Below are 21672 nucleotides of genomic sequence, written 5' to 3' on the forward strand. Positions count from 1 at the left end.
TTAATTACTCTCCTATTAAAGTTTTTAAGTCTCTATATAATGTTTTTAAATGCTCACAACTCATATCTAATAATGGTTCATACATAAAAGAATTTATATGTATATTTTCTGGAGTTATCATATTTACTTGCTCTATTAATTTCAACTCTTTAATATTTTCAGTATAATGCTTTTTATATTCATTAGATAAAACTCTTGTCTGATTTCCAGTAGGCAATAAATAATCTGGATTGTTTTTTCTTATTTTATCTATCATATACTTCTCACACTTTATTCTACAACCCATAGATAATAAAATTTTATTTTCAAGTAAAATTTCATTATCATCTTTTAAAATTTCTTCTATTTCAGCAAAAAGAATCGTCAATATTTTGTCATTAACTATACTTACTTCCTTTGTTGAAAGTACGTTAATAAAGTTTTTATAAATCTCCATTAAATCATCTACTTTCATATTCTCTGTCTCTGCTTCTTTATAGTGTAATAAGTTTGTTAACTTTAGATAATTTGTATCTTTATTTCCATCTATATATTCTATAAGGTTTCTAACAAATGGAATAGAAGCTATCATTATTCTACTATCAGTTAACACTTTGTCTTTCCAAACTTCAAACAAGTTTTTAGTATACTGTCCTTCTTTTAGAAGAATTTCATTTTCTCTTTTTATAGCCATTAATTTATTTGAACCTAAATTTAATCTACTGACAACTGTTCTATAAAAATCAAAATTATGGGTTAATATTATTATTTTAAATTTTTCCTCAAATAATAAATCATATAAGTATTCTATTATTGCGTATTTATTTTTATAATCAAAAGAGTCTGCTATATCATCAAGAATTATTAATTTATTTTGAGAATCTTTTTTTAATGCTTCTATTTCATATAAAACTTGAAGTAAATATAAAGCTCTTTTTTCTCCTTGACTTAAAATTGTTTTCAAATTTGTTTCATCAACTTCTTTTCCTGAATGATAAAATTCAATTTGTGGTTCTTCTATTCCAAGTAAGCTATTTTCTTTATTGGATATTTTTAAATCAAAAGGAACAATAAATCTTTTTTTATAAAGATTTAAAATTTCTTCCCAAATTGTTGTTTCTTCTGTTGCATTTTTTATGATTTGATTAATTTTTTCTGTATTTTGATCATACGAGTTAATTAATTCTTGTAAATTTAATGAACATTTTTCAAAATAAAATTGAAGTATTTTTTCCCTAAATTTTTCAATATCTTTTAATTCTAAAATAAAATTTTTATTTTCTTCTAATATTTCTCTTAATTTTCTATGTTCATTATTTTTTGAAAAAAGTTTATCAATATCATCAAAACTTTTTAATATTTCTTTATCATTTAAAATCTTATTTTTTTCTTCTAATAAAATTTTAGAAAACTCTTCTATATTTTCTACTTTTTTCTTATTAGATAATATAATTTCATTTTTCAATAGAAAAAAATTATTTTCATTTAAACTTTTAATTACATTATCAATATTATTATGATTTATTTTTCCTTTTGAAAATAAAAAAGAATTTTCTAATAAAAAATCATATTTCTCTATATATTTATTCACAGATTCAATAAATTTCTTTGTTTTAAATAATTTTTCTGTTTTTTCATTAAATAATTCTTCAAAATCAAAATTTAAATTTTCTATAACTATTTTCTCCAAATTTTTATTTTTCAATTCTTTTAAATCTTTAACATTTAATGATTTATGAAAAAATTTTTCTAAAGACTTATCTATCTTATTTCCAGCTATTTGTTTTAATTCTTTTAAAAATATTTCTTTCTTTTCTTCTATTTCTTTAGTTAATTTTTCATATTTTTTTCTCAAATCATCATTTACTAAAAGTTTAGAAATATTTCTACAACCAAATTTTTCATCCAACGATTCTACAACTAAAATTTCTTCCTTTTTTACATTAACTCCATTTATTTTTATATCATAAGTTCCATTTTCATTTGTTATTCTATCTTTTGGTAAAATTCCATTAGAAATATCTTTAAAAGTATTTGAAAAAGAAGTTTTCATTGTACCATTTGGAGCATACAAGATAATTGTATTTTTTTTCTTAAAATCAAACTCATGTTTCAAATTTTTAATTCCATAACAATTTTTTAAATTAACTTCTATTTTATCCATATATCCCCCTATTTTTTATTCATAATCTCTATCCCAACTTTTTAAAATCTCTATAATTTTATCTGTTATTCTTACATCTCTCTCCACTATCTGGTCTAATCCCCATCTATCTATTTTAAGATTTCCTATCTCTTTTGTCATTTGGATATTAGATTTTATATAGTAATCTTTTTTCTTTGCAAAATAGTTATTTGTAGCAATTATATTTAATTTCTTCTCAAAAGGTGTTTTATTCCCTAAATGTTCTATCTTTTCTCTAGCCACCTCTTCATTTTCTCTCAAATCATAACTATTTTCCCATTTAACTGGAAGTATATGTTCTATCTCCCACTTCTCTGGTAACAACTCATCTTGTATATTATAAGCTAAAGTTTTTAACAACATTCTCACTACATTACGATGTGGAGTTTTTACCTTCTCTCTAATATCATCTTCTGATAAAGCTTTAAAATCAAATACAGGTTTATCAGTATTTATAATTTCAACATTTAACTTTAATATATTTGATTTTACTGCTGTAATTGTAGGTATCTCTATATATTTTTTTAATAATTCTACATATAATTTTCTTAAAAAAGATAAAAATTTATCTTCAAAATCTTCACTATCCTTATATCTCAAATAATATATTACTACTGGATATTTCCAAAATTCATTTGGATATGATATTAAAATATCTAGAATTTTTAATATCTCTCTATTTTGACTCCAACTTTCAGTTTCTAATGTTTCTTTATTTGAAATAACTTTCCATAAATTTAAAATCTGTCTTAAATTATTCAATATATTTGGTTTTAATATTCTTTCAAATTTATTAGCTGAATAATATTTTCTTAATCCTGGAGTTGTCGTTGCTTTATCATTTTCTAATGCTCTTTGATAAAACATGTGATAATAAAATAACTGTTGTATAGATTCAGATATTCTTAAGCTATCTTCTTCTAATTCCTTCCACTCTTCAATAAATTTCTGTTTCTCTTCTTTATTTAAATTATTATATATTTTAGCTTTAAAAATATCAGCATCTGATAATGGTAATCCTCTATCGTTTAAGGTTGAAAATATAGTTAAAGCCGTATCTTGAGTATCAGCTGTAATTGGTAATATTATCACTTGATTTAATAATGCATATATAAATTGGTAAATCATCAAAGCATTTTCCTTTGATTTTTCTTCAAGTAACTCTAATAATTGTTTATAATTTTCAGAATAACTATCTTGAGCCTTTTCTCTTATATTACCAGTTTCTAAAATATTTTTAAGAATATCGTTTTCACTATCACTTATTACTTTAGAAGTTAATAAAATACTTGCATAATCTACTTTTCCAGTTAACTTATTAGTTCTCCATATTATTGGTTCTATCTTACTAATAAAATTTATAGCTTCAGGAGATTTTTCATCTGTTATTGTCAACTTAGTATAAATAGCCCTAAGTAATAGAAATAATGATGTTATTCTTTGTTGTCCATCTATTATCTCTTGTTCTCTATCTTCATTCTCATAAGATACAATACTTCCTAAAAAATATGTACCATCATTTTCAGTTCCACCATTATTAGAAGTAAATTCCCAAATATCTCTAAAAAGAGTATCAATCTGTTCATTTGTCCAGCTATATGGTCTTTGATATTCTGGAATTACAAATGGTTTTCTTCTTGCATTCAATAAAAATTGTTCTATTGTTTGTTTATTTACACTTATTGTTGTTGCCATCTTTCCTCCACTAATTTTAAATTCATTTTTATATTTTACTTAGATTCACACTTTTATAATTTTATTCATCTTCATTCTCTGGTTGAGTTTCATCATATTCCACTATAATTTTATGTATAGAATCTATTACTGTTTTTATCAAAATAAAACTTTCGTTGCAATCAATATCAAGAGTATTTCTTGAAGAATTATTACTATACTCTCTATCAAAATGATGAACTATTAAATGTCTTTTATTTGCTAATTCATCTAACTTATTAGTTTGAAAAATAGCAACTCCATTTTTTCCAGAAGTTAAATCACTTATTTTTTCTAAAACCTTTTTTGGTAATATTAACTCTAAACCAACTTTAATACTTTGCCATTTCTGGTAAGTATTTCTTCTAATATTTTCAATGATAGTTTTCTTTAATTCCACTTCATTAAAAATATCTTTATCTTCAAAAGCCATCTTAATATATCTATATTCTAGTTCAACTTTTTGTTTTTCATAATTTTTTCCTTTTGGAAATTTATTGAGTGTTATTTGAACCAATCCCCAAATTATTATTTCATGGATATAATAATCTAAAGCTCCTATTAAATTAACAATTATATTTCTTTTTTCTTCATCATCTAAATTCTCTTTCAATCCAATTTTTGAAGAGATAGTTTCTAAATTTTCATCAGAATATTTTTTTATTCTCTCTAATTCTTCAGCACTTGGACGATTATTTTCTATTATTAAAAAACTGTCTAAAGGGTCTTTCTCATCTAACATAATATCTCACCTATCTCCTCTTTATCAAACTTATCATAAGTAGGTGCATCAGAATATTTTCCTTCCAAATATGCTTTTTCAATATCTGCTGATTTTCTAACTCCAGATATTTCTCCTAAAGATTTTAATTCTGTCATAAATGAAGTTTTTTCAGTTCTACTTGCAAAATATATCTGGTCTCTTCTAAATAATTCTAAGTCTAATAAATTAGTATTGTGAGTTGTAAATAAAAGTTGTGCTCTTGTTTTTTTTGTCATAAAAAGTTCTATTATTTTTCTCGATAATAAAGGATGAAATCCAACTTCAAGTTCATCAAAAATAATAATTTTATTATTACAAAGAGCATCAACAATAGGCATCCCTAAAATAAATATTTTTTTTATTCCCTCTGATTCCTCTTCTAATGGAATTTCAATTTTTCCTTTTGAAGTTTCATAGACTAAATATATTTTATCCTCTTCTATTGAAAGTAAATTTAATATCTCTTTTTCACGAAGAGTTAATTCTAAATTTTTTGTTACTTTATTTAAAATAACATTAAATGCTTCACTATCCTTTAAAATATGTTCTATTGTTTTATTCTTGTCAAGTTTTATTCCCATAGAATAATGAATTTGACTTGCTCCTGTATTCATATGCTTATAGAAATATTCTATAAACTCTTGTATTTGTGCTCTATTCTCTTTGATTTGAAAAAGTCTCTTTGATTTTTCAAAAGTATATGAATCTTTATCTAAATTTATAAATATAAATTTCTCCTTAAAAAATTTATTTACTTCATTTAGAATTACTGATTTCTCTCCCAAAAATTTTGAAATAGTAAATAAAAAACAAGCTGAATTAGAAAGATTCTCAGAGTATTTAGATAATTCACTTTCAAAGTTTGTTCCAAAAGAAAATCTTTCTTTTTCCCTTACAAAAATTTTAGCAATTTTTCCATTTGGATAGTAATATAAATTTTCATCTATTATCTCTGTATCTGTATAAGATATTTTATAATAATATTTTATATTATTCTCCATAAAAACAATTTCAAAAATAGTTTCTTTTTTATCTGTATAAAACTTACAAGGTTCATAAGCAGATTCTATTTCTATTTTTCCTGTAACTAGCTCTATCAATGTTTTAATCAATTTTAATAGATTTGTTTTTCCTGTTGCATTTCCTCCATACATTGGAATTACTGGTAAAACTTTTAAGTTTTCTCTCACTATTAAATTTTCATTGTGAGATTTATCTGTATTCGCTACAAAACTTATAGTTTGCCCTTCTCCAATAGAGCGATAATTTTCTCCTCTTATATATAATATCAATTTTACCACCTCAATTAAAGTTTAACATAATACCTACAAAACTTCAACTTTAACTTTAATTTTTGCAAAAAAAATGCAAATTATAACTTTAATTTTAGAGAATATCTAATTTTTTCTAAATTTTAAATAAGGAGTTTACTAATTCATAAACTCCTTACTAATTTATATTTACTCTACCCTAGTTTAACTATTGTTCTTCCAGTGTGACTTCCCTCTTGAAGGCTCTGAAACACTTTAGATATATTGTCAAGCTCCACCTCTTGATAGTTTAATTTATCTAGTACATTCCACTCATTTGCAAATCTATTCCAGATACACTCTCTCTTTTCTATTGGATAGTTTACTGAATCTATCCCAAGTATATTTACCCCACGAAGTATAAATGGTAAGACTGTTGTTTGAAACTTTATCCCACCTGCATTTCCACACATACTCATACTTCCACCATAGTGTATATGAGCTAATAATCTAGAAGCTACATCTCCACCAACAGTATCTAAAATATAATGAAACTGCTGTTTTCCCAAAGGTTTATTTTTCTTCTCCTCTGGTGATATCTCTTCAAGAGTATAGACTTTTTTAACTCCCAATCCATTTAAAAATTCAGATTTTTTTGATCTCTCCTTACTTAAAACAGAGATATTCTTATATCCACTCTTTATTAAAATCTGTGTAGCTACACTTCCAACTCCACCAGATGCACCTGTTACCAAGATTTCAGGTTGATTTTCAACACACATTCCAGATTTTTCCAGAGCCATAATTGAAATGGCTGAGGTAAATCCAGCTGTTCCTATCATCATAACCTCTTTAGTAGTAAGACCCTCAGAAATTTTCACTACCCATTCAGCAGGAACACAAGCAAATTCAGAATACCCTCCTGTATGTGTCATTCCTATTTCAAACCCTGTTACTAACACTTTATCTCCTGATTTAAATTTTGGGCTCTTTGATGAAACTACCTCTCCAGCTAGATCTATTCCAGGTATCATAGGGTAACTTCTTATCACTCCACCATTTTTTCTCACTGCCAACATATCTTTATAGTTTACAGATGAGTATTCAACCTTTATAACTACATCTCCCTGTCCTAAATTTTCAAAACCTATCTCTTCTATATTGTGAATAATCTCATCATTACTTTCTCTAACAACCAAAGCTTTAAATCTCTTCATATTATTCCTCCTTCTTAATTCTTAATAAAAATATTTCTTAATAAGAACTATTTTTATACTTGAATATTAACATAATAGTGCTATAATGTCAATAGAAGAAAATTATTTAAAGATATACTAGGGGGTATCATTGGAAATTAATCAATGTATAAATTATCTATTAACAATTTCACAAAATAAGGTTTTTCAATATTTTAGTGAAAGCTTAAAAGAGTTAAAAATTACTCCAGCACAGTATGGAGTTTTAAGTTGTCTTTGGAAAAATACACCACAGACTCCAAAACAGATAGGGAGCACACTCTACCTAGAAGCTTCTTCTATCTCTGGAATCCTAGATAGAATGCAGAAAAACGAGTTGATAACTAGAGAGATTGATAGTACAAATAGAAGAAATATTCTAATCTATCCCACAGCTAAAGCTAATAGTTTAAAAGCTGATGTAGAAAGAATTGTAGAGGAGTTAAACTCACATTTTTTATCTGATCTCTCTCACTCTGAACAGGAGATATTGAAAAAACTTTTATTACATATAATTGATAAATAGATATAGTTTTCAAATAAAAAAGCAGTCCAAATTAATGTAACTGCTTTTTTTATTACTATCTATTTTTCAATTTTTTTAAGTAGATAAAAAAACTCTCTATTTCTAGAGAGTTAAAATCATTTTTGGCGGAAGCGTGTAAGAATCGAACTTACCAATGACCTAAGCCACCCGACAATTTTGAAGATTGCTGAAAACACCAGTTTTCTCCCGCTTCCATTAAATTTTTTCTATTTTTTTCTTAAATCCAATCTTCTCTACAATATATCTATCCACTTGAATATTCTCCTGTAATAGTACATTGTCAACCTTTTCCTGATCTTCAAGCTCAACTCTTACTGATAATCCACAACCAGCACTAATTTCACTCGGCAACGGTATTATTCTACAACATATTTCAGAATTTTGCAAGTACTTTTCTAATTTCATAACAAAATGTGTAGAGTCAGAAGCTAACAGTAAAAATCTTTCACTTTTCATTATGGTTTTATCACCCTTGTAGCCTTCATCTGTCTCTCAAGGATAGTGTACATATTAGTTATAGATCCCACTCCTAAACTCTCTGTTATTCCATAAAAGTTTAAACAAGTTCCACAAGATAGTATCTCTACACCTCTCTCCTCTAGAACTTTTATATCCTGTAAACTCTCTGCTCCTTCAACTACAAGTTTTACCCCTTCATTATAGAAAAGTACAGTTTTAGGTAACTCTTCCATTTCAGAAAGTGTATAGATAAATCCCTTCATTAAAATTCTTCCTAATTCTGGATCACCTTTTCCCATATGTAAAGAGTCTATTACAACAACTATATTCTCCTCTTCATCTCTTATCTCAATGCTCTCTCTCATCTTATTGATCACAATTTTAAAGATCTCTCCACTCTCTTCCACACTGTAATCATATCCCATCTCTCTAGACATTTTCTCTAAATTCTCCAAAGAGATTTTGTTATCAACAGATACCTCTACCTGCCCCTCTTCTATATCCTTCAAAGCATTTTTTGTCAATATAATTGGTACAGGGCATACTTGTCCAATAGCATCTACCTTTATCATCTCTACCTCCTATTGTTTAAAACTCTTACTCCATCTAAGTTTTTAGTTATTTTCAACCTATCCAATTCCCTCAAAATAAGTATAGCACTATCTCTATCACTATTCAATAAAGCTCTCATATCCTTTACTGCAATAGTGTCATTTTCCTCAAAATATCTCTCTATCAGCTTTATACTCTCTTTAAGAAAACCATTTAAAATGAATTTATCCTCATCTAGATATGCAATAAAGCCTTCATTTTTCATATATCTATGTACCTTTTCAAAGAGATCCCTGTTCTTAGTTTGCTCTAAATAGTATGAGTATGGAAAAAGATTAAATTTTTGATTTTTATAATAGGAGAATATCTCCTCCTTCATCAGCTTCTCATCTTTATTTAATCTGATCTTAAAATCTTTCAAAGCTAAATACTCATCTCTTAGCTCTATCCTTTCCTGTACCTCAATATCATTGAGAAAACTAATATACTCTTTCAATGTGAACTCTCTTAAAAATCTCTCTTTTATCTCACTTCTCAGGACTCCTTTTTCTAATGAGTTCTCTCTGTGAAACTTCTCTAAAAATTCAGTTAATCCAGCTAATATTCTTTTAAATTCATCTCTATGAACAATCTTCTTATCAAATTCATATACTCTTTTCTCCTCTAACAACCCCTCTAAAGAGATCTTCTCTCCCAAAAAAGTTGAAATTTTTTCCTGTGAAAAACCTTTTTTTACAAGCTCTTCCACCTGATGTTTGAGTCCTTCCTTTGATAATAGATTTAAAAATTCTAGATATCTCTCATCTCTTCTACTTATTTTTTCTGAATTAAAGAACAGTATCTCAATTCCACCTAGAGTAGTAATTGGTGAGTAATTTCTAAGAACTCCTCTATCCTGAAAATTTACTCCTATTCCTCTTTCTAGATTTACTCTTACAAATCCACTATTTCCAGGTTCAATAGAACTCTGTCCATAGATCTGTACCCTTCCAATACTCTCCTCAGTTCCAATATTTAGACGAACTCTCTGATTATTTTTTACCCTACTCGCCTCTTTTAAAAGTGTTATTTTACCCTCTATATTTTCAGTGACTATAAGGGATTTAGCTATGATATCTCCTCTTTTTACCTCTTCACTCTCTACTCCACCTATATTCAAAGCACATCTATTTCCAGCTCTTAAATACTCTCTCTTTTCATTATGAGACTCAATCCCTTTAACTCTGATCTCCTTATTTTGTGGATAGATGTTCAAAGTATCATTTATCCTAACAAATCCACTTTTTATAGTCCCTGTAACTACACAACCAAAACCCTTTGCTGTAAATACTCTGTCTACATCCATTCTAAAGTATCTATCTCTGCCCTCTAGATCTATTTTTTCAAGCTCAATTTCTATTCTCTTTTTCAACTCTCTATAGCTCTCTAGATCTCTATTGGAAATGGGTAAAATTGGACACCCTGCTAAAAAGCTATCTGAAAAAAAATCTATACATTGAGATCTAACCTCTTCATATCTTTCACTACTTACCATATCTCTTTTGGTTAGAAGTATCATACCTCTCTTTACTCCAAAAATATTGGCAATTTGAAAATGTTCAACAGTTTGTGGCATTATTCCATCATCACAAGCTATTACAAGCAATAGATAATCCACTCCTGAGACACCAGCACTCATATTTTTTATAAACTTCTCATGTCCCGGAACATCTACAATACTTGCACTTTTACCACTATCTAAAAGTATTTTAGAAAATCCTATATCTATTGTCATTCCTCTTTTTTTCTCTTCTGGAAGTGTGTCTGTATCTACTCCTGTGAGATATTTAATTACCGTTGTCTTACCATGATCAATATGTCCAGCCATTCCAATTACTATATCTCTTCCCATTCACACCTCCATATCAATCTACTTATCTACAGCTTTCTCTACAATAGTAGCCATATCCTCATCTCTTATAGTTTTTAAATCTAAGATAAAGTTATTATCCTGTACTCTACCTACTATATTTACATCTCCAGTTCTAAAGTATCTCTCCAATTGAACAGGATCCCCTTCAAAAGCTAAAGCATAGCTTGGAACTGTCTCTTCTGGCATAGATCCTCCACCAATTTTAGCTCTTGTCTCTATTATTTGGCTCTCTATACCCTTCTCTTTCAACAAACTATGTAGTTTTTCTGCTCTTTTTAAAACCTCTCCTACATTTTCAGTGATCATTCTAAGAGTTGGAATTTCACGAACAGCCTCTCTCTCATCAAGATACAATTTCAATGTACTTTCCAATGTAGATAGTACAAATTTATCCACTCTAAATGCTCTTAAATACTGATTTTTCTTCAATCTATCTATAAGGTGTGGCTCTGCTAGAATAATCCCACACTGAGGCCCACCTAAAAGTTTATCTCCACTAATTGTAACTATATCAATTCCTGAAGCTATACTCTCCTGTACAGTTGGCTCCTTTACTACACCATACTTTGAAAAATCTACCAAAACTCCACTACCTAAATCCTCCATAGTAAGAATATCATTCTCTTTTCCTATTCTTGCTATCTCACTATTTTCAACCTCATCTGTAAATCCCATTATTTTAAAGTTTGATCTATGTACTTTTAAAATAAGAGCTGTCTCCTCATCTATTGCTTTTTCATAATCTGAAGTTTTAGTCTTATTCGTTGTTCCTACCTCTTTTAATTTTGAACCTGAAAGCTCCATTATATCTGGAATTCTAAAGGAACCACCTATCTCAACTAATTCACCTCTAGAAACAATTGAGTTTTTCCCTTTTGCAAACTCATTTAGACATATTATTACAGCTGCTGCATTATTATTTACCACTAAGGCTCCCTTAGCTCCTGTTACCTTACAGATCAACTCCTCTACATGAGAGTTTCTATGTCCTCTCTTTCCTGTTTCTAAATCATATTCTAAATTGTTATAGTTTCCCGCTACTTCAACTAACATCTCTAGAGCTTTTCTATTCAAAACAGAACGACCTAAGTTGGTGTGAATTATTACTCCACTTCCATTTATAACTTTTTTTAATCTGTTCACTCCAGCAAATTTTGATTTTTTTACAATTTCATCTATAATATCATCTATTTCAAAATCTATAATCTTCCCATTTTTTATATTCTCTCTAAAAGAGTCTATTGTCTCCTTTACCAAAGAATAAAAAGTATTGTAATTTAACTTTTCCCTACACTCTTCTAATTTTGTATCTTTCATAAGTATATCTAATTTAGGAAGTTTACGAAAAAGATTACTCATATCTTACCTCACTATTATATATTTATCTTTTTTATCCTCAACTGAACCAATGATATATCCCTCTACACCATTTTCAGCAAACTCTTTCATCAAGGATGGTACACACTCTTTTTTCACTGAAAATAGAAGCCCTCCTGATGTCTGTGGATCAAACATTATCTCCTGTAACCATAGAGGAGTCTTATTAAACTCTATATCTCTTCCTACAAAGTTTCTATTCTGTTGTCCACCTGTTGTAATTAAAAAATCTTTAGCATAATTTTTAGCCTCTGAAATATATGGTATAAAGCTCTCTTCAAAAATCAAAGTTTTCTCTGATCCCTTTGCCATCTCATAGGCATGACCTAAAAATCCAAATCCAGTTATATCAGTACAAGCTGTCACTGGATAGTTTACAATTATCTCAGCTGCATATTTATTAAGTGTTACCATCTGCTTTAAAGATTCATCAATAGCCTCTCTACTAGCAAGATTAACCTTTGAAGCAGTACTAACTATTCCTGTTCCCAATTTTTTAGTACAGATCAAGATATCTCCACTTTCACAACCATGATTTTTTAATATTCTATCTGGATGTGCTATCCCTGTTACAGAAAGTCCATATTTTATCTCTGGATCGTGTACAGAGTGTCCACCACTTAGGACCGCTCCTGATTCCATAACCTTATCAGCTCCACCCTTTAATATCTCACCTAAGATCTTTATATCCATCTTATTTGGAAAACATACTATATTCATAGCTGTTTTAGGTTGCCCTCCCATAGCATATACATCACTTAGAGAGTTAGCAGCTGCTATCTGCCCAAATATATATGGATCTTCTGTCATAGGAGTGAAAAAATCCAATGTTTGAATTATTGCTATATCATCAGTTAACTTATATACAGCTGCATCATCTGATTTTTCAAATCCTACTATTAAATTTTTATCTTCCACACTTGGAATATCATGTAATATCTCTGAAAGAACCTCTGGTCCTATTTTGTTCGCTCAGCCACCGATTGAACATCTATCTAAATGTAATTTTTCCAACTTTTCACTCTCCTACATCATTTTTACTATATCAACTAATACACCTACAAGGAAATCTCTCTTCTCTTTCTCTTCTTCTTTATATATTATATCTGCCATTCCTTTTACATCTTCTCTTATCTCTTCTTTTGTAGCTGAACTATAGATATACTCTAGTTCACCTCTAAACTCTTGCATAAAATAATCATATAAATTTCCCGCTACTAATCTTTTCCTCGTCGTGCTATTAAAACTATTATAAGCATCTAATATTTTTCCTATTCTTGGTGTCATATTCTCCTCCAACTATAATTTATTACCTAATATATTTTACTATATTTTTTTTAACAATTCTACTCATATATAATATTTTCAAAAAATTTTATACTATTTTACTTATCATAGCACCATTTAGGTTATCTGACTCTGACACAACCAACTTTTTCTGATTTAACTCTTCCATAATTACAATCAAAATCAGTGTTCCAGCCACTATAACATCTGCCCTTTTAGGCTCTAAACCTATAATTTGCTTTCTCTCCTCACCATTTTTAGATAAAAACAGTTTTAGATTATCCTTTAATTTTTCTAGTGTTATCTCACTCATATGCACTTTAGAGCTATCATAATCTACCATTTTTTTATCCACAGAGATCTGAGTAGTTGCTGTTCCTGCTACCCCAACCAACAAAAATTCCCTCTCACTTAAAAATCTTACCTCTTCAATCATCTCTCTTATCCAAGCTCTACATTTTTCAATATTTTCAAAAGTGTAATCACCTGTTTTGAAGAATTTTTCTGTTCCTCTTACAGCACCTATATTTATACTTCTTACAAACTTAATCTCTCCCTTCTCTCCCAAAGTAAACTCTGTACTGCCACCACCAATATCAAGAACCAATATTCTATCCTTAAAAACAATTGAGTTTCCTAAAAAATTTAACTGTGCTTCTCTCTCCCCAGCTATACACTTTATATCTATTCCAAACTCTTTTACCTGTGATAAAAACTCATCTCTATTTTTAGAATCTCTTGTAGCTGAAGTTGCAAAGGCTATCAAACTCTTTGCTCCATAACTATCCGCCTTTAACTTATACCCCTTTAGACAACTTACAGTTCTCTCTATAGCTTCCTTTTTTAGATATCCATTCCTATTTACATCTTCACCCAGTTTTACAATCTCAACATCTTTACATATCTCTCTTTCAATAACCATCTCATCCTCATCATAAACTTGGGCTAAAAATAGTCTACATGAGTTTGTTCCAATATCTATTACACCTTTTATATATCTGTTGGAAAATTTTTTATTCACCTTTAAAATTGTATCAATATCAACACTATCTCTATAGACCTTTTTATTTTTATCAAATAGTATAAAGTTTATCTTATCAAAGGAGTTTTTCTTATCCTTTTTCATAACTTCAATTAAAATCCCATCCTCATATGAGATTGGCTCACAATTTAGTCCATATAGTTGAAAAACTTTTCTCACTCTAGCTATAAAATTTTCATCTATTTCATTTAATACTCTTGAAAGTTCCAGTTCAAAGATCACTCCTTTTGCTACTCCCTCTCCGTGAGTAATATCTTGAAAGTTGAAAAGCTTTTCCAAAGTATGACCATATGTGTGTCCTAGATTTAAAAGGGCTCTGTCTCCCTGTTCAAACTCATCTCTCTCTACAATCTCTTTTTTTATCTCACAAGAACTCTTTATCATCTCTATCAAACTATCTGATTTTAAATTTAAAATATCTTGAGAGTTTTTTTCTAAAAACTCTAGATACCATTTATTCTCTAAAATTAAACTGTGTTTAATTACCTCTCCCATACCTGAACTAAACTCTTTCTTAGGTAGGGTTTTTAAAAATTCTACATCTATCAATACAGCTTTAGGTTGCTTAAAAGCTCCAATCAAATTCTTCCCACTGGGATGATCCACACCTGTTTTTCCTCCAATACTTGCATCTACTTGAGCTAGTAAAGAGGTTGGCATCTGAATAAAATCTATTCCTCTCATATAGGTTGCAGCAGTAAACCCCCCCATATCACAGACTACTCCTCCACCTAAAGTTACTATTAAAGATTTTCTTGAAAAATTCTTTTCAGCCATAAAATCATAGATCTTTGATATTGTTTCTAAATTTTTATACTTTTCTCCTTCAGGGATAAAGTATCCAACTACTCTCTCATCATTTAATTGAGCTACTACTCTGTTATAGTATATTCTTCCAATCTCCTCATTTGTTAAAAGTAAGATTTTATCATAACCATTTAAATAACTCTTTAATCTATCTATTATTCCACTCCCAAGTAGTATCTCATACTTCTCTCCCAAAGTTCTTACCTCTATGCTTTTCATATACCACTCCTTAACTTCAAAGCTAACTTTATACATAAATTATACCTAAAAATCTCTCTCTCTTCAACCTTTTATAATTACATACTGCTGACATAATTCTATGATAATATTAAAAATATTGAAGAAATAAAAAAATAATGTATAATATACTTAGAGAGAAGTTTATATTACATTGAGGAGGGAGACAAAATCTAAAACCTATTAAAATAATATCAATTAAAAATAAATCAATTATTAGGAGTTAAATATGAATACATTAAAAACTTTTGTTCTTATGGGAACATTAACATTTATTCTTTTACTTATTGGAAATGCTTTAGGCGGACACAATGGAGTTGTGATTGCTCTAATTATGGCAGGAGTTATGAACTTTATATCTTATTGGTATAGTGATAAGATAGTTTTATCTATGTATGGTGCTCAACCTGTGGAGAGAGGTACTTATCTCTACCAAATAGTTGAAAAATTAGCTAGAAGTGCCGACCTACCTATGCCGAAAGTTTATATTATAAATGAGGCTCAACCCAATGCCTTTGCTACAGGTAGAAATCCTAAAAATGCAGCTGTAGCTGTAACTAGAGGACTTATGGATCTAGTTGATGAAAATGAACTATCAGGTGTTATTGGACACGAATTGGGACACGTTCACAACAGAGATATTTTAATTAGCACTGTTGCTGCTACTATGGCTGGAGCTATCTCTTTTTTAGCTAGTATGGCTAGATGGGCAGCTATCTTTGGCAGTGGTAGTAGAGATGACGATGATAGAGGTAGCAACCCTCTTGCTCTAATTGGTATCGCTATATTTGCACCTATGGCAGCTATGTTAGTTCAAATGGCTATCTCAAGAACTAGAGAGTTTAAGGCTGATAGATTTGGTGCTAAAGTTAGTGGTAATCCCATTTATTTGGCAAATGCACTTAGAAAATTGGATCTATACAGCAGAAGAATCCCTATGCCAAATGCTGCTCCAGCCACTGAAAATATGTTTATTGTAAGTCCGTTAGCTGGAAATAAAATGGCAAACTTATTTAGTACACACCCCTCAACAGAGGAGAGAATAAAAAAACTAGAAGATATGAGATTTGAATAGGAGGATTTATGAAAAAGTTTTTTATGAGTGTTTTTCTAATGCTAGCTTTCTTTACAACAAAATCACAGGGAGCTGAAGTTATTCCTGAGTACTTCTTAATGGAAAGATTGATTATGCTTATGGAGGTTTCACCAACATATATTTCAAATGATGGAAAGCAAGAGTTTAAAGCTATGCAAATTGACAAAAAAATTATGGATTCATTGGGGAATAGTGAAAATCCATTCTATATCTATGACTCTAATAGTGAAAAAAAATTAGTTAGAGTTGGAGATTATTTCTACTCACCAACTACACTATCTAGTATCTATACATTAGATAAGGAGAACTTTGAACTTAACTTTAGAAACAAAGATATTCCAGAGAAAAAAATAGATACTGTAGTAGAAGAGGTTAAAGAGAAGATTGATCTTTCTGAAATAGAAGAGAAACAAAATACACCTATATCAGAAAATTAGATTGGGAGGATATTATGGAATTTAAATCAATCACAGATTCATATAAAGAGATAATATCCCAAGGTAAACTAAGTAATATTACAAATGTCATTAAAAAGGCATTGGCTAGTTATAAGAGAGCTAACTCAGGACTCTGGGTTACCTCTCTTTGTTTCTATACTATTCTTTCTCTAGTTCCTATATTTGCTATACTTTTTAGCTTAGGGACTTGGTTTGGAATAGCTGATTACTTGCTTATCAAGCTTAGAGATTACTCTCCTTTAAATGATGAATCAATCAATCTTCTAATAACCTTTGCTCAAAACTTTTTAGAAAATACTAGAACTGGGATATTGGCTGGTATCGGTTTTCTCTTCTTAGGTTGGACTCTTATCTCAATGTTTTCTATTATTGAAAAAGCTTTTAATGACATTTGGAGAGTGGAAAAATCTAGAATGTTCCTAAGAAAGATCACTGACTATATCTCATTTTTTATTCTTTTTCCAACGCTACTTGTAATCTCAAGTGGAGTTATAAAAATAATCAGTGACAGAATGGGTGTGGACTACTGGGGACTCAGTTTATTTGTTCGTTTAGTTCCATTTTTTACACTTCTTCTATTTTTTACTGCTATGTATATGCTCATTCCAAATACTCAAGTTAGATTTATTCCAGCCTTTATAGCTGCAATCTTCATATCGCTATTTTTCTCTGGTTTTCAATCTCTATTTATACTACTACAAGGAATGGTAAATACATACAATAAGATATATGGTAGTTTTTCTGTTGTCTTTATCTTTCTATTTTGGCTAAAAATAATGTGGTTTTTTATAATTCTCGGTTCACATCTCTGCTACTTTTTACAAAATCGAGAGCTACACCTCTACAACAAGAGCATTGACAACATTAGCTTTAAATATAAAGAGTATAGTGCAACTATAATAGTCAGTGAGTTGATAAAAAGATATCTCAATAATCTTTCTCCTCTTACCATCAATGAAATAGTTGAAACTTATAATATACCTTATGAAGTAGTAACTCATATTTTAAACATCTTTATCTCATATGGATTAGTTGGAATGATTGGAGAGAAGGAGGAAAAAAATTACGTAATTATCAAGAATGTTGATTATATCTCATTTGAGACCATATTTAAACATCTTGAAGATTATGGTGAAAGTATAAATATTAGTAATCTTGAAGAGATACAACCACTCTTGGAGTGCGTCCAGAAAAAAGATTTTCAACTTATCTTTAGAGAGTATCTTGAAAGAAATAGATAATTAAGAAATAAAAAAAAGTTACTAAATTAGTCTTGCATAGGCATTAACTAATAAGAGTAACTTTTTTATTTCTATTGAGTTAGTTTTATCTTTCTATCTCACCATCCCAAGTGATAATTCCTCCAAATTCATATATATTTTTATATCCTAATATAGCTAATTTACTTGCTGCCTGTTTACTTCTATGCCCACTACGACAATAGATAAACATCATCTTCTCTTTATCTGGCAACATCTCTATATCTTCGTGTCCTATATCTTCATTGGGTAGATTTAACGCACCTTTTATACGTCCACTCTCAAACTCCCAATCACTTCTAACATCCAATATAATATAGTCACTATTTATCTCCATTAACTCTTTAGCCTTCTCTTGGGTAATAATTTGATAAGATAACTCTTTTCCATCGACATTAAACGATAAATTAAACATAATTTATAACACTCCTATACTTAAAAATATTCTTCTATATAAAGTATACTAATTTACTCTACTATTATAACATCTCTATTATTTTTCTTCAAGTAGGAGTTTCTAAATTTTTTAAAAAATTTCAACCTCAGCTCTTCTACTATATTCCAATTCCAATTCTTCTTTATGGTAGATAAAGTTCTCATCATCAAAGTATTTAGCTTTCTGAGGACATCTCTTTACACAGGCACAACACTTCATACAGATTCCACTAACTACATCTACAGAATCTTTTTCAATTGATGAGAGTGGACATATCTCGGCACAATACCCACAATTTGTGCAGAGTGCCATATCTGTCTTAGGCTTTACTTTTCTTATATCTATTGGATTTCCTTTGGAATCTCGAGGTTGATAGTACCATCTATATGGTTTTTCACCCTTTACAACTATCTTTTCACTCAAATATCTCTTCTCTTTTACTCTACCAATTATCCTCTCTCCCAGTGTCTCCAAAATCTCAAAATCAGAACTATCTGGTCTTCCAGCACCTAATTTTGTTGAGAAAGAGTGCTCTCCTACAAAAGCTCCTGCTCCCACCACTACAAAACTATCTTCCTCTAAAATATCCTTTAACTCTATCAAGGCATCATCATAATCTCTATTTCCAAACATAACAATAGGAATTGCTAAGGCACCATCTCCCTCTAGAGATCTTAAAAATTCCAAAAGAAGGTTGGGTACTCTTCCCGCTATAACAGGTGTTCCTACAACTACTATATCCTCCTTTGAGAAACTGTATTTTTTCTCTCTATTCTTTTTAAAAGTAAAGTTTACCTCTCCTCTCTCTAGTTCTAATCTCTTTTCAAGCATAGTAGCTAAAGCTCTTACCACTCTCTCTGTAGTTCCTGTTCCACTAAAATAAACACTCCAAACCTTTTTCATAACCCCTCCAACAAAATGTTTTATAAGATAATAATAAAGAAAAAGGAAAAAAATTACTGTAATAAACATTGATAATTGAAAGTAACTTTTTTCCTTTTGTATTATACTTTTATAGTTTTATTTAAAGAGTTTTTAGCAAGCTCTTTAAATCTCCCTATATATCTTTGTAACTTCTTAAAGTTTGTTCTTTTATTTGACTCTTCTCTTTTGCTCCTGGGAAGCTTCCATTGTAAATAGCACTTTCAAATGCTCCGTACATTGGATTTGGGAATAGTATAAATCTATCTCCAAATTCTTTTGCTAACTCCTCAACTCTATTGTTTCTGTCCTCTATTGATTTAGATGAGAAAACATCAAAGTCAGATAGGTTATCTCCGAAAAGCATAATTAAATCAGTATGCTCTTTTATCTTTTCACGACGATTTACCTTTCCACTCTTATCCTCTTTATTTTTCAATAGAACATTCTCTCTAGATTGTACTGGAATTCCCTCAGCTAATAAGTTCTCTATAGTTGCATCTAATTGACTCTCTGCTCTATCTGAAACATAGTATATTTTTACACCATTCTTATCAGCAAATTGTAAAAACTCTTTTGCTCCTGGAACTGCCTTAGCTTTTTTCATATTTACCCAATCATTCCAAGTTGCAGAGCTATAACTTCCACCTGTTAATACATTCTCTGCTTGATATGGACTGTTATCTACTACTGTTTCATCTAAGTCTAAAACAATAGAGTATGGTTTTTTATGTGGTTTCTTTAAGTACTCTTTTAATCTTTCAGTAGCTATATTATATCCTTGGATATATAATGCCTTTGCTTCTCCAGAAGTTTGATACCAGTTAGTTGCCATCATATTCTCTCTAGCTGATAGTTGATCATAAGTCAAAGTCACTTTATCAACATTTTTATCTGAAACGTTACTACAACCTGTCAATGCTAAAACTGTTAAAGATCCTGCTATTAACGATAAAATTTTCTTATTCTTCATCATATTCCTCCTGTATATCTGGCTTGATAAAATTATACAACAGTTGTCTGAAAAAAGCAATTATTTTTTATTTTTTATATATTAACCACTAAAACAGTTCGTTTAGTCAAATATATTACAAATTTTTACATTAAAATTATAATTTTCTTAATTTAACTTTTGGCTCTCTAGGTAGTGCAAATCTAGGAATAAATCTGTCAAAACCTGTTAAAGTTAGAAGTAACATACTTATTACAGCTATGAATGCTATAAAGTTGTATTGGATAATATCTATTGGTGAAAACTCCTCTAGAGGATACACAGTAGCAGCTATCCCCAAATAGAATCCAATATATACGTGCCAAGGAATCAATTGAGATCCAAAAACTCCCATAGCGTCACTGAATGTGGCATTTCTAAGTCTTAATACCTCCATATCCTCTGGAGCACCTTCTACATTTTTCTCCACTAAATCTCTAATGATTGGTCCTATTGTAACTATTTGTGCCATCTCAACAGCTAGAGCCATATTTCCAAATACTGATAGAGCTCCATTCCAAAACATAAGCTGTCTTACATTCTTAGAGATTTTTATAAGTAATATAGATAGAGGTTTAAATGCATCCATCAATTTCATTATTCCACCAAAAGCTGAAACCCACATCATCATAACTATAACCCAAGATCCTGCCCCTTTGAATCCTACAAGTATCAAATCTTCAAGAAAAGCCTTTGTACTAGTAACTGTACCAGCAAAATATCCAAGTATGTATGAGGAAATTATCCCTATAAACAAGCATATAAATGTCTGATACCCTCTAAATGCAAAGATTAAAACTAATATTAGAGGAATTATCATATAAACTGGAACCCCATCTCTAACTTGATTTAATAGAGTTACAGCTGATTCTCTCTCTTCAGCAAGTTTTGTCCAAACCTCAGCAGGAATTTTATTGATAGCAGCGGCTCCATCCCCAACTGTTGAAGGTAATCCCATAACTATTCCAGCAACTCCAAAACAGATAATACCAGAGATTAAAACCAATGCAGACCAAAATCCTTGATGTCTAATTCTTTTAACAACTTCAACACCTTGGATACCAGAACTAACTATAGTAGTATCTGAAATAAGTCCTATATTATCCCCAAAACAAGCTCCTCCAGCTATAGCTCCCATAGTTAACATAATATTTCCCCCAACAATA

Annotated in this window: 20 protein-coding genes and 1 tRNA gene; 4 read left to right on the top strand and 17 right to left on the bottom strand. The window is 29.6% G+C overall.

Features of this window, described 5'->3' with window-relative positions; genetic code table 11:
* Positions 1-4 precede the first annotated feature (4 nt).
* From QZ286_RS03625 to QZ286_RS03645, 5 genes are all read right to left on the bottom strand, one after another.
* Entirely contained in the window at positions 5-2143 is a 2139-nt protein-coding gene (locus QZ286_RS03625) for a hypothetical protein (protein WP_291255618.1), read from the bottom strand.
* A gap of 15 nt (positions 2144-2158) precedes the next feature.
* Complete coding sequence (locus QZ286_RS03630; RefSeq protein WP_291255619.1) at positions 2159-3859, bottom strand: DUF262 domain-containing protein; 1701 nt, start codon at positions 3857-3859, stop codon at positions 2159-2161.
* 61 nt (positions 3860-3920) lie between these two features.
* On the bottom strand, positions 3921-4619 hold the full coding sequence (locus QZ286_RS03635; RefSeq protein WP_291255620.1) for a hypothetical protein: 699 nt from the start codon (positions 4617-4619) through the stop codon (positions 3921-3923).
* On the bottom strand, positions 4613-5932 hold the full coding sequence (locus QZ286_RS03640; RefSeq protein ID WP_291255621.1) for an ATP/GTP-binding protein: 1320 nt from the start codon (positions 5930-5932) through the stop codon (positions 4613-4615). Before QZ286_RS03640 ends, QZ286_RS03635 begins: the two co-directional genes overlap by 7 nt.
* A 173-nt stretch (positions 5933-6105) precedes the next feature.
* A complete protein-coding gene (locus tag QZ286_RS03645) occupies positions 6106-7107 on the bottom strand; it encodes a YhdH/YhfP family quinone oxidoreductase (RefSeq protein ID WP_291255622.1) in 1002 nt (333 codons plus the stop codon).
* Between the two features lie 130 nt (positions 7108-7237).
* Here QZ286_RS03645 and QZ286_RS03650 point away from each other — a divergent pair, with 130 nt between their 5' ends.
* On the top strand, positions 7238-7651 hold the full coding sequence (locus tag QZ286_RS03650; RefSeq protein WP_291255623.1) for a MarR family winged helix-turn-helix transcriptional regulator: 414 nt from the start codon (positions 7238-7240) through the stop codon (positions 7649-7651).
* Between the two features lie 123 nt (positions 7652-7774).
* Here QZ286_RS03650 and QZ286_RS03655 read toward each other — a convergent pair.
* The 8 genes from QZ286_RS03655 to aroB all read right to left on the bottom strand — a co-directional run bounded on the left by QZ286_RS03655 (position 7775) and on the right by aroB (position 15327).
* Positions 7775-7866 (bottom strand) — tRNA-Sec (locus QZ286_RS03655).
* Between the two features lies 1 nt (position 7867).
* Positions 7868-8128: a DUF3343 domain-containing protein gene (locus QZ286_RS03660; RefSeq protein ID WP_291255624.1), complete on the bottom strand. Its 261-nt coding sequence runs from the start codon at positions 8126-8128 to the stop codon at positions 7868-7870.
* Positions 8128-8703 carry a sulfurtransferase-like selenium metabolism protein YedF gene (gene yedF, locus QZ286_RS03665; RefSeq protein WP_291255625.1) on the bottom strand — a complete coding sequence of 192 codons (576 nt, stop codon included), beginning with the start codon at positions 8701-8703 and terminating at the stop codon, positions 8128-8130. The genes QZ286_RS03660 and yedF overlap by 1 nt, the downstream gene beginning before the upstream one ends.
* A gap of 2 nt (positions 8704-8705) precedes the next feature.
* Entirely contained in the window at positions 8706-10574 is a 1869-nt protein-coding gene (gene selB, locus QZ286_RS03670; protein WP_291255626.1) for a selenocysteine-specific translation elongation factor, read from the bottom strand.
* Between the two features lie 18 nt (positions 10575-10592).
* Entirely contained in the window at positions 10593-11954 is a 1362-nt protein-coding gene (gene selA, locus QZ286_RS03675; protein ID WP_291255627.1) for an L-seryl-tRNA(Sec) selenium transferase, read from the bottom strand.
* Positions 11955-11957: 3 nt separating this feature from the next.
* Positions 11958-12986 (bottom strand): selenide, water dikinase SelD, encoded by a 1029-nt coding sequence (selD, locus tag QZ286_RS03680; RefSeq protein WP_291255628.1) that lies wholly within the window; start codon positions 12984-12986, stop codon positions 11958-11960.
* 12 nt (positions 12987-12998) lie between these two features.
* A complete protein-coding gene (locus QZ286_RS03685; protein WP_291255629.1) occupies positions 12999-13259 on the bottom strand; it encodes a hypothetical protein in 261 nt (86 codons plus the stop codon).
* Positions 13260-13347: 88 nt separating this feature from the next.
* On the bottom strand, positions 13348-15327 hold the full coding sequence (aroB, locus tag QZ286_RS03690; protein ID WP_291255638.1) for a 3-dehydroquinate synthase: 1980 nt from the start codon (positions 15325-15327) through the stop codon (positions 13348-13350).
* A 247-nt stretch (positions 15328-15574) separates the two neighbouring features.
* On the opposite strand from aroB, the gene htpX reads away from it, so the two are divergent.
* The 3 genes from htpX to QZ286_RS03705 are packed head-to-tail and all read left to right on the top strand — an operon-like array spanning position 15575 to position 18140.
* Positions 15575-16420 (top strand): zinc metalloprotease HtpX, encoded by an 846-nt coding sequence (gene htpX, locus QZ286_RS03695; RefSeq protein ID WP_291255630.1) that lies wholly within the window; start codon positions 15575-15577, stop codon positions 16418-16420.
* An 8-nt stretch (positions 16421-16428) separates the two neighbouring features.
* Positions 16429-16878 carry a hypothetical protein gene (locus QZ286_RS03700; RefSeq protein ID WP_291255631.1) on the top strand — a complete coding sequence of 150 codons (450 nt, stop codon included), beginning with the start codon at positions 16429-16431 and terminating at the stop codon, positions 16876-16878.
* 14 nt (positions 16879-16892) lie between these two features.
* Complete coding sequence (locus QZ286_RS03705) at positions 16893-18140, top strand: YihY/virulence factor BrkB family protein (RefSeq protein WP_291255632.1); 1248 nt, start codon at positions 16893-16895, stop codon at positions 18138-18140.
* An 85-nt stretch (positions 18141-18225) separates the two neighbouring features.
* On the opposite strand, the gene QZ286_RS03710 is transcribed toward QZ286_RS03705, so the two are convergent.
* From QZ286_RS03710 to QZ286_RS03725, 4 genes are all read right to left on the bottom strand, one after another.
* Positions 18226-18573, bottom strand: a complete 348-nt coding sequence (locus tag QZ286_RS03710) for a rhodanese-like domain-containing protein (RefSeq protein ID WP_291255633.1) — start codon at positions 18571-18573, stop codon at positions 18226-18228.
* Positions 18574-18684: 111 nt separating this feature from the next.
* Positions 18685-19497, bottom strand: a complete 813-nt coding sequence (locus QZ286_RS03715; RefSeq protein WP_291255634.1) for an EFR1 family ferrodoxin — start codon at positions 19495-19497, stop codon at positions 18685-18687.
* A gap of 154 nt (positions 19498-19651) precedes the next feature.
* Positions 19652-20488 carry a 5'-nucleotidase, lipoprotein e(P4) family gene (locus tag QZ286_RS03720; protein WP_291255635.1) on the bottom strand — a complete coding sequence of 279 codons (837 nt, stop codon included), beginning with the start codon at positions 20486-20488 and terminating at the stop codon, positions 19652-19654.
* Between the two features lie 136 nt (positions 20489-20624).
* A partial coding sequence (locus QZ286_RS03725; RefSeq protein WP_291255636.1) for a Na+/H+ antiporter NhaC family protein occupies positions 20625-21672 on the bottom strand: 1048 nt, incomplete at its 5' end.

This window comes from Fusobacterium sp. (assembly GCF_019012925.1).
Classification (GTDB): domain Bacteria; phylum Fusobacteriota; class Fusobacteriia; order Fusobacteriales; family Fusobacteriaceae; genus Fusobacterium_A.

What these genes read in the sequence shown, in the direction of transcription:
- htpX (WP_291255630.1), top strand. Translation starts at nt 15,575, where the DNA reads ATGAATACATTAAAAACTTTTGTTCTTATGGGAACATTAACATTTATT.
- QZ286_RS03625 (WP_291255618.1), bottom strand. Translation starts at nt 2,143, where the DNA reads ATGGATAAAATAGAAGTTAATTTAAAAAATTGTTATGGAATTAAAAAT.
- QZ286_RS03710 (WP_291255633.1), bottom strand. Translation starts at nt 18,573, where the DNA reads ATGTTTAATTTATCGTTTAATGTCGATGGAAAAGAGTTATCTTATCAA.
- QZ286_RS03720 (WP_291255635.1), bottom strand. Translation starts at nt 20,488, where the DNA reads ATGAAGAATAAGAAAATTTTATCGTTAATAGCAGGATCTTTAACAGTT.
- QZ286_RS03660 (WP_291255624.1), bottom strand. Translation starts at nt 8,128, where the DNA reads ATGAAAAGTGAAAGATTTTTACTGTTAGCTTCTGACTCTACACATTTT.
- QZ286_RS03630 (WP_291255619.1), bottom strand. Translation starts at nt 3,859, where the DNA reads ATGGCAACAACAATAAGTGTAAATAAACAAACAATAGAACAATTTTTA.
- yedF (WP_291255625.1), bottom strand. Translation starts at nt 8,703, where the DNA reads ATGATAAAGGTAGATGCTATTGGACAAGTATGCCCTGTACCAATTATA.
- QZ286_RS03715 (WP_291255634.1), bottom strand. Translation starts at nt 19,497, where the DNA reads ATGAAAAAGGTTTGGAGTGTTTATTTTAGTGGAACAGGAACTACAGAG.
- QZ286_RS03700 (WP_291255631.1), top strand. Translation starts at nt 16,429, where the DNA reads ATGAAAAAGTTTTTTATGAGTGTTTTTCTAATGCTAGCTTTCTTTACA.
- QZ286_RS03645 (WP_291255622.1), bottom strand. Translation starts at nt 7,107, where the DNA reads ATGAAGAGATTTAAAGCTTTGGTTGTTAGAGAAAGTAATGATGAGATT.
- selA (WP_291255627.1), bottom strand. Translation starts at nt 11,954, where the DNA reads ATGAGTAATCTTTTTCGTAAACTTCCTAAATTAGATATACTTATGAAA.
- QZ286_RS03705 (WP_291255632.1), top strand. Translation starts at nt 16,893, where the DNA reads ATGGAATTTAAATCAATCACAGATTCATATAAAGAGATAATATCCCAA.
- QZ286_RS03635 (WP_291255620.1), bottom strand. Translation starts at nt 4,619, where the DNA reads ATGTTAGATGAGAAAGACCCTTTAGACAGTTTTTTAATAATAGAAAAT.
- aroB (WP_291255638.1), bottom strand. Translation starts at nt 15,327, where the DNA reads ATGAAAAGCATAGAGGTAAGAACTTTGGGAGAGAAGTATGAGATACTA.
- QZ286_RS03685 (WP_291255629.1), bottom strand. Translation starts at nt 13,259, where the DNA reads ATGACACCAAGAATAGGAAAAATATTAGATGCTTATAATAGTTTTAAT.
- selB (WP_291255626.1), bottom strand. Translation starts at nt 10,574, where the DNA reads ATGGGAAGAGATATAGTAATTGGAATGGCTGGACATATTGATCATGGT.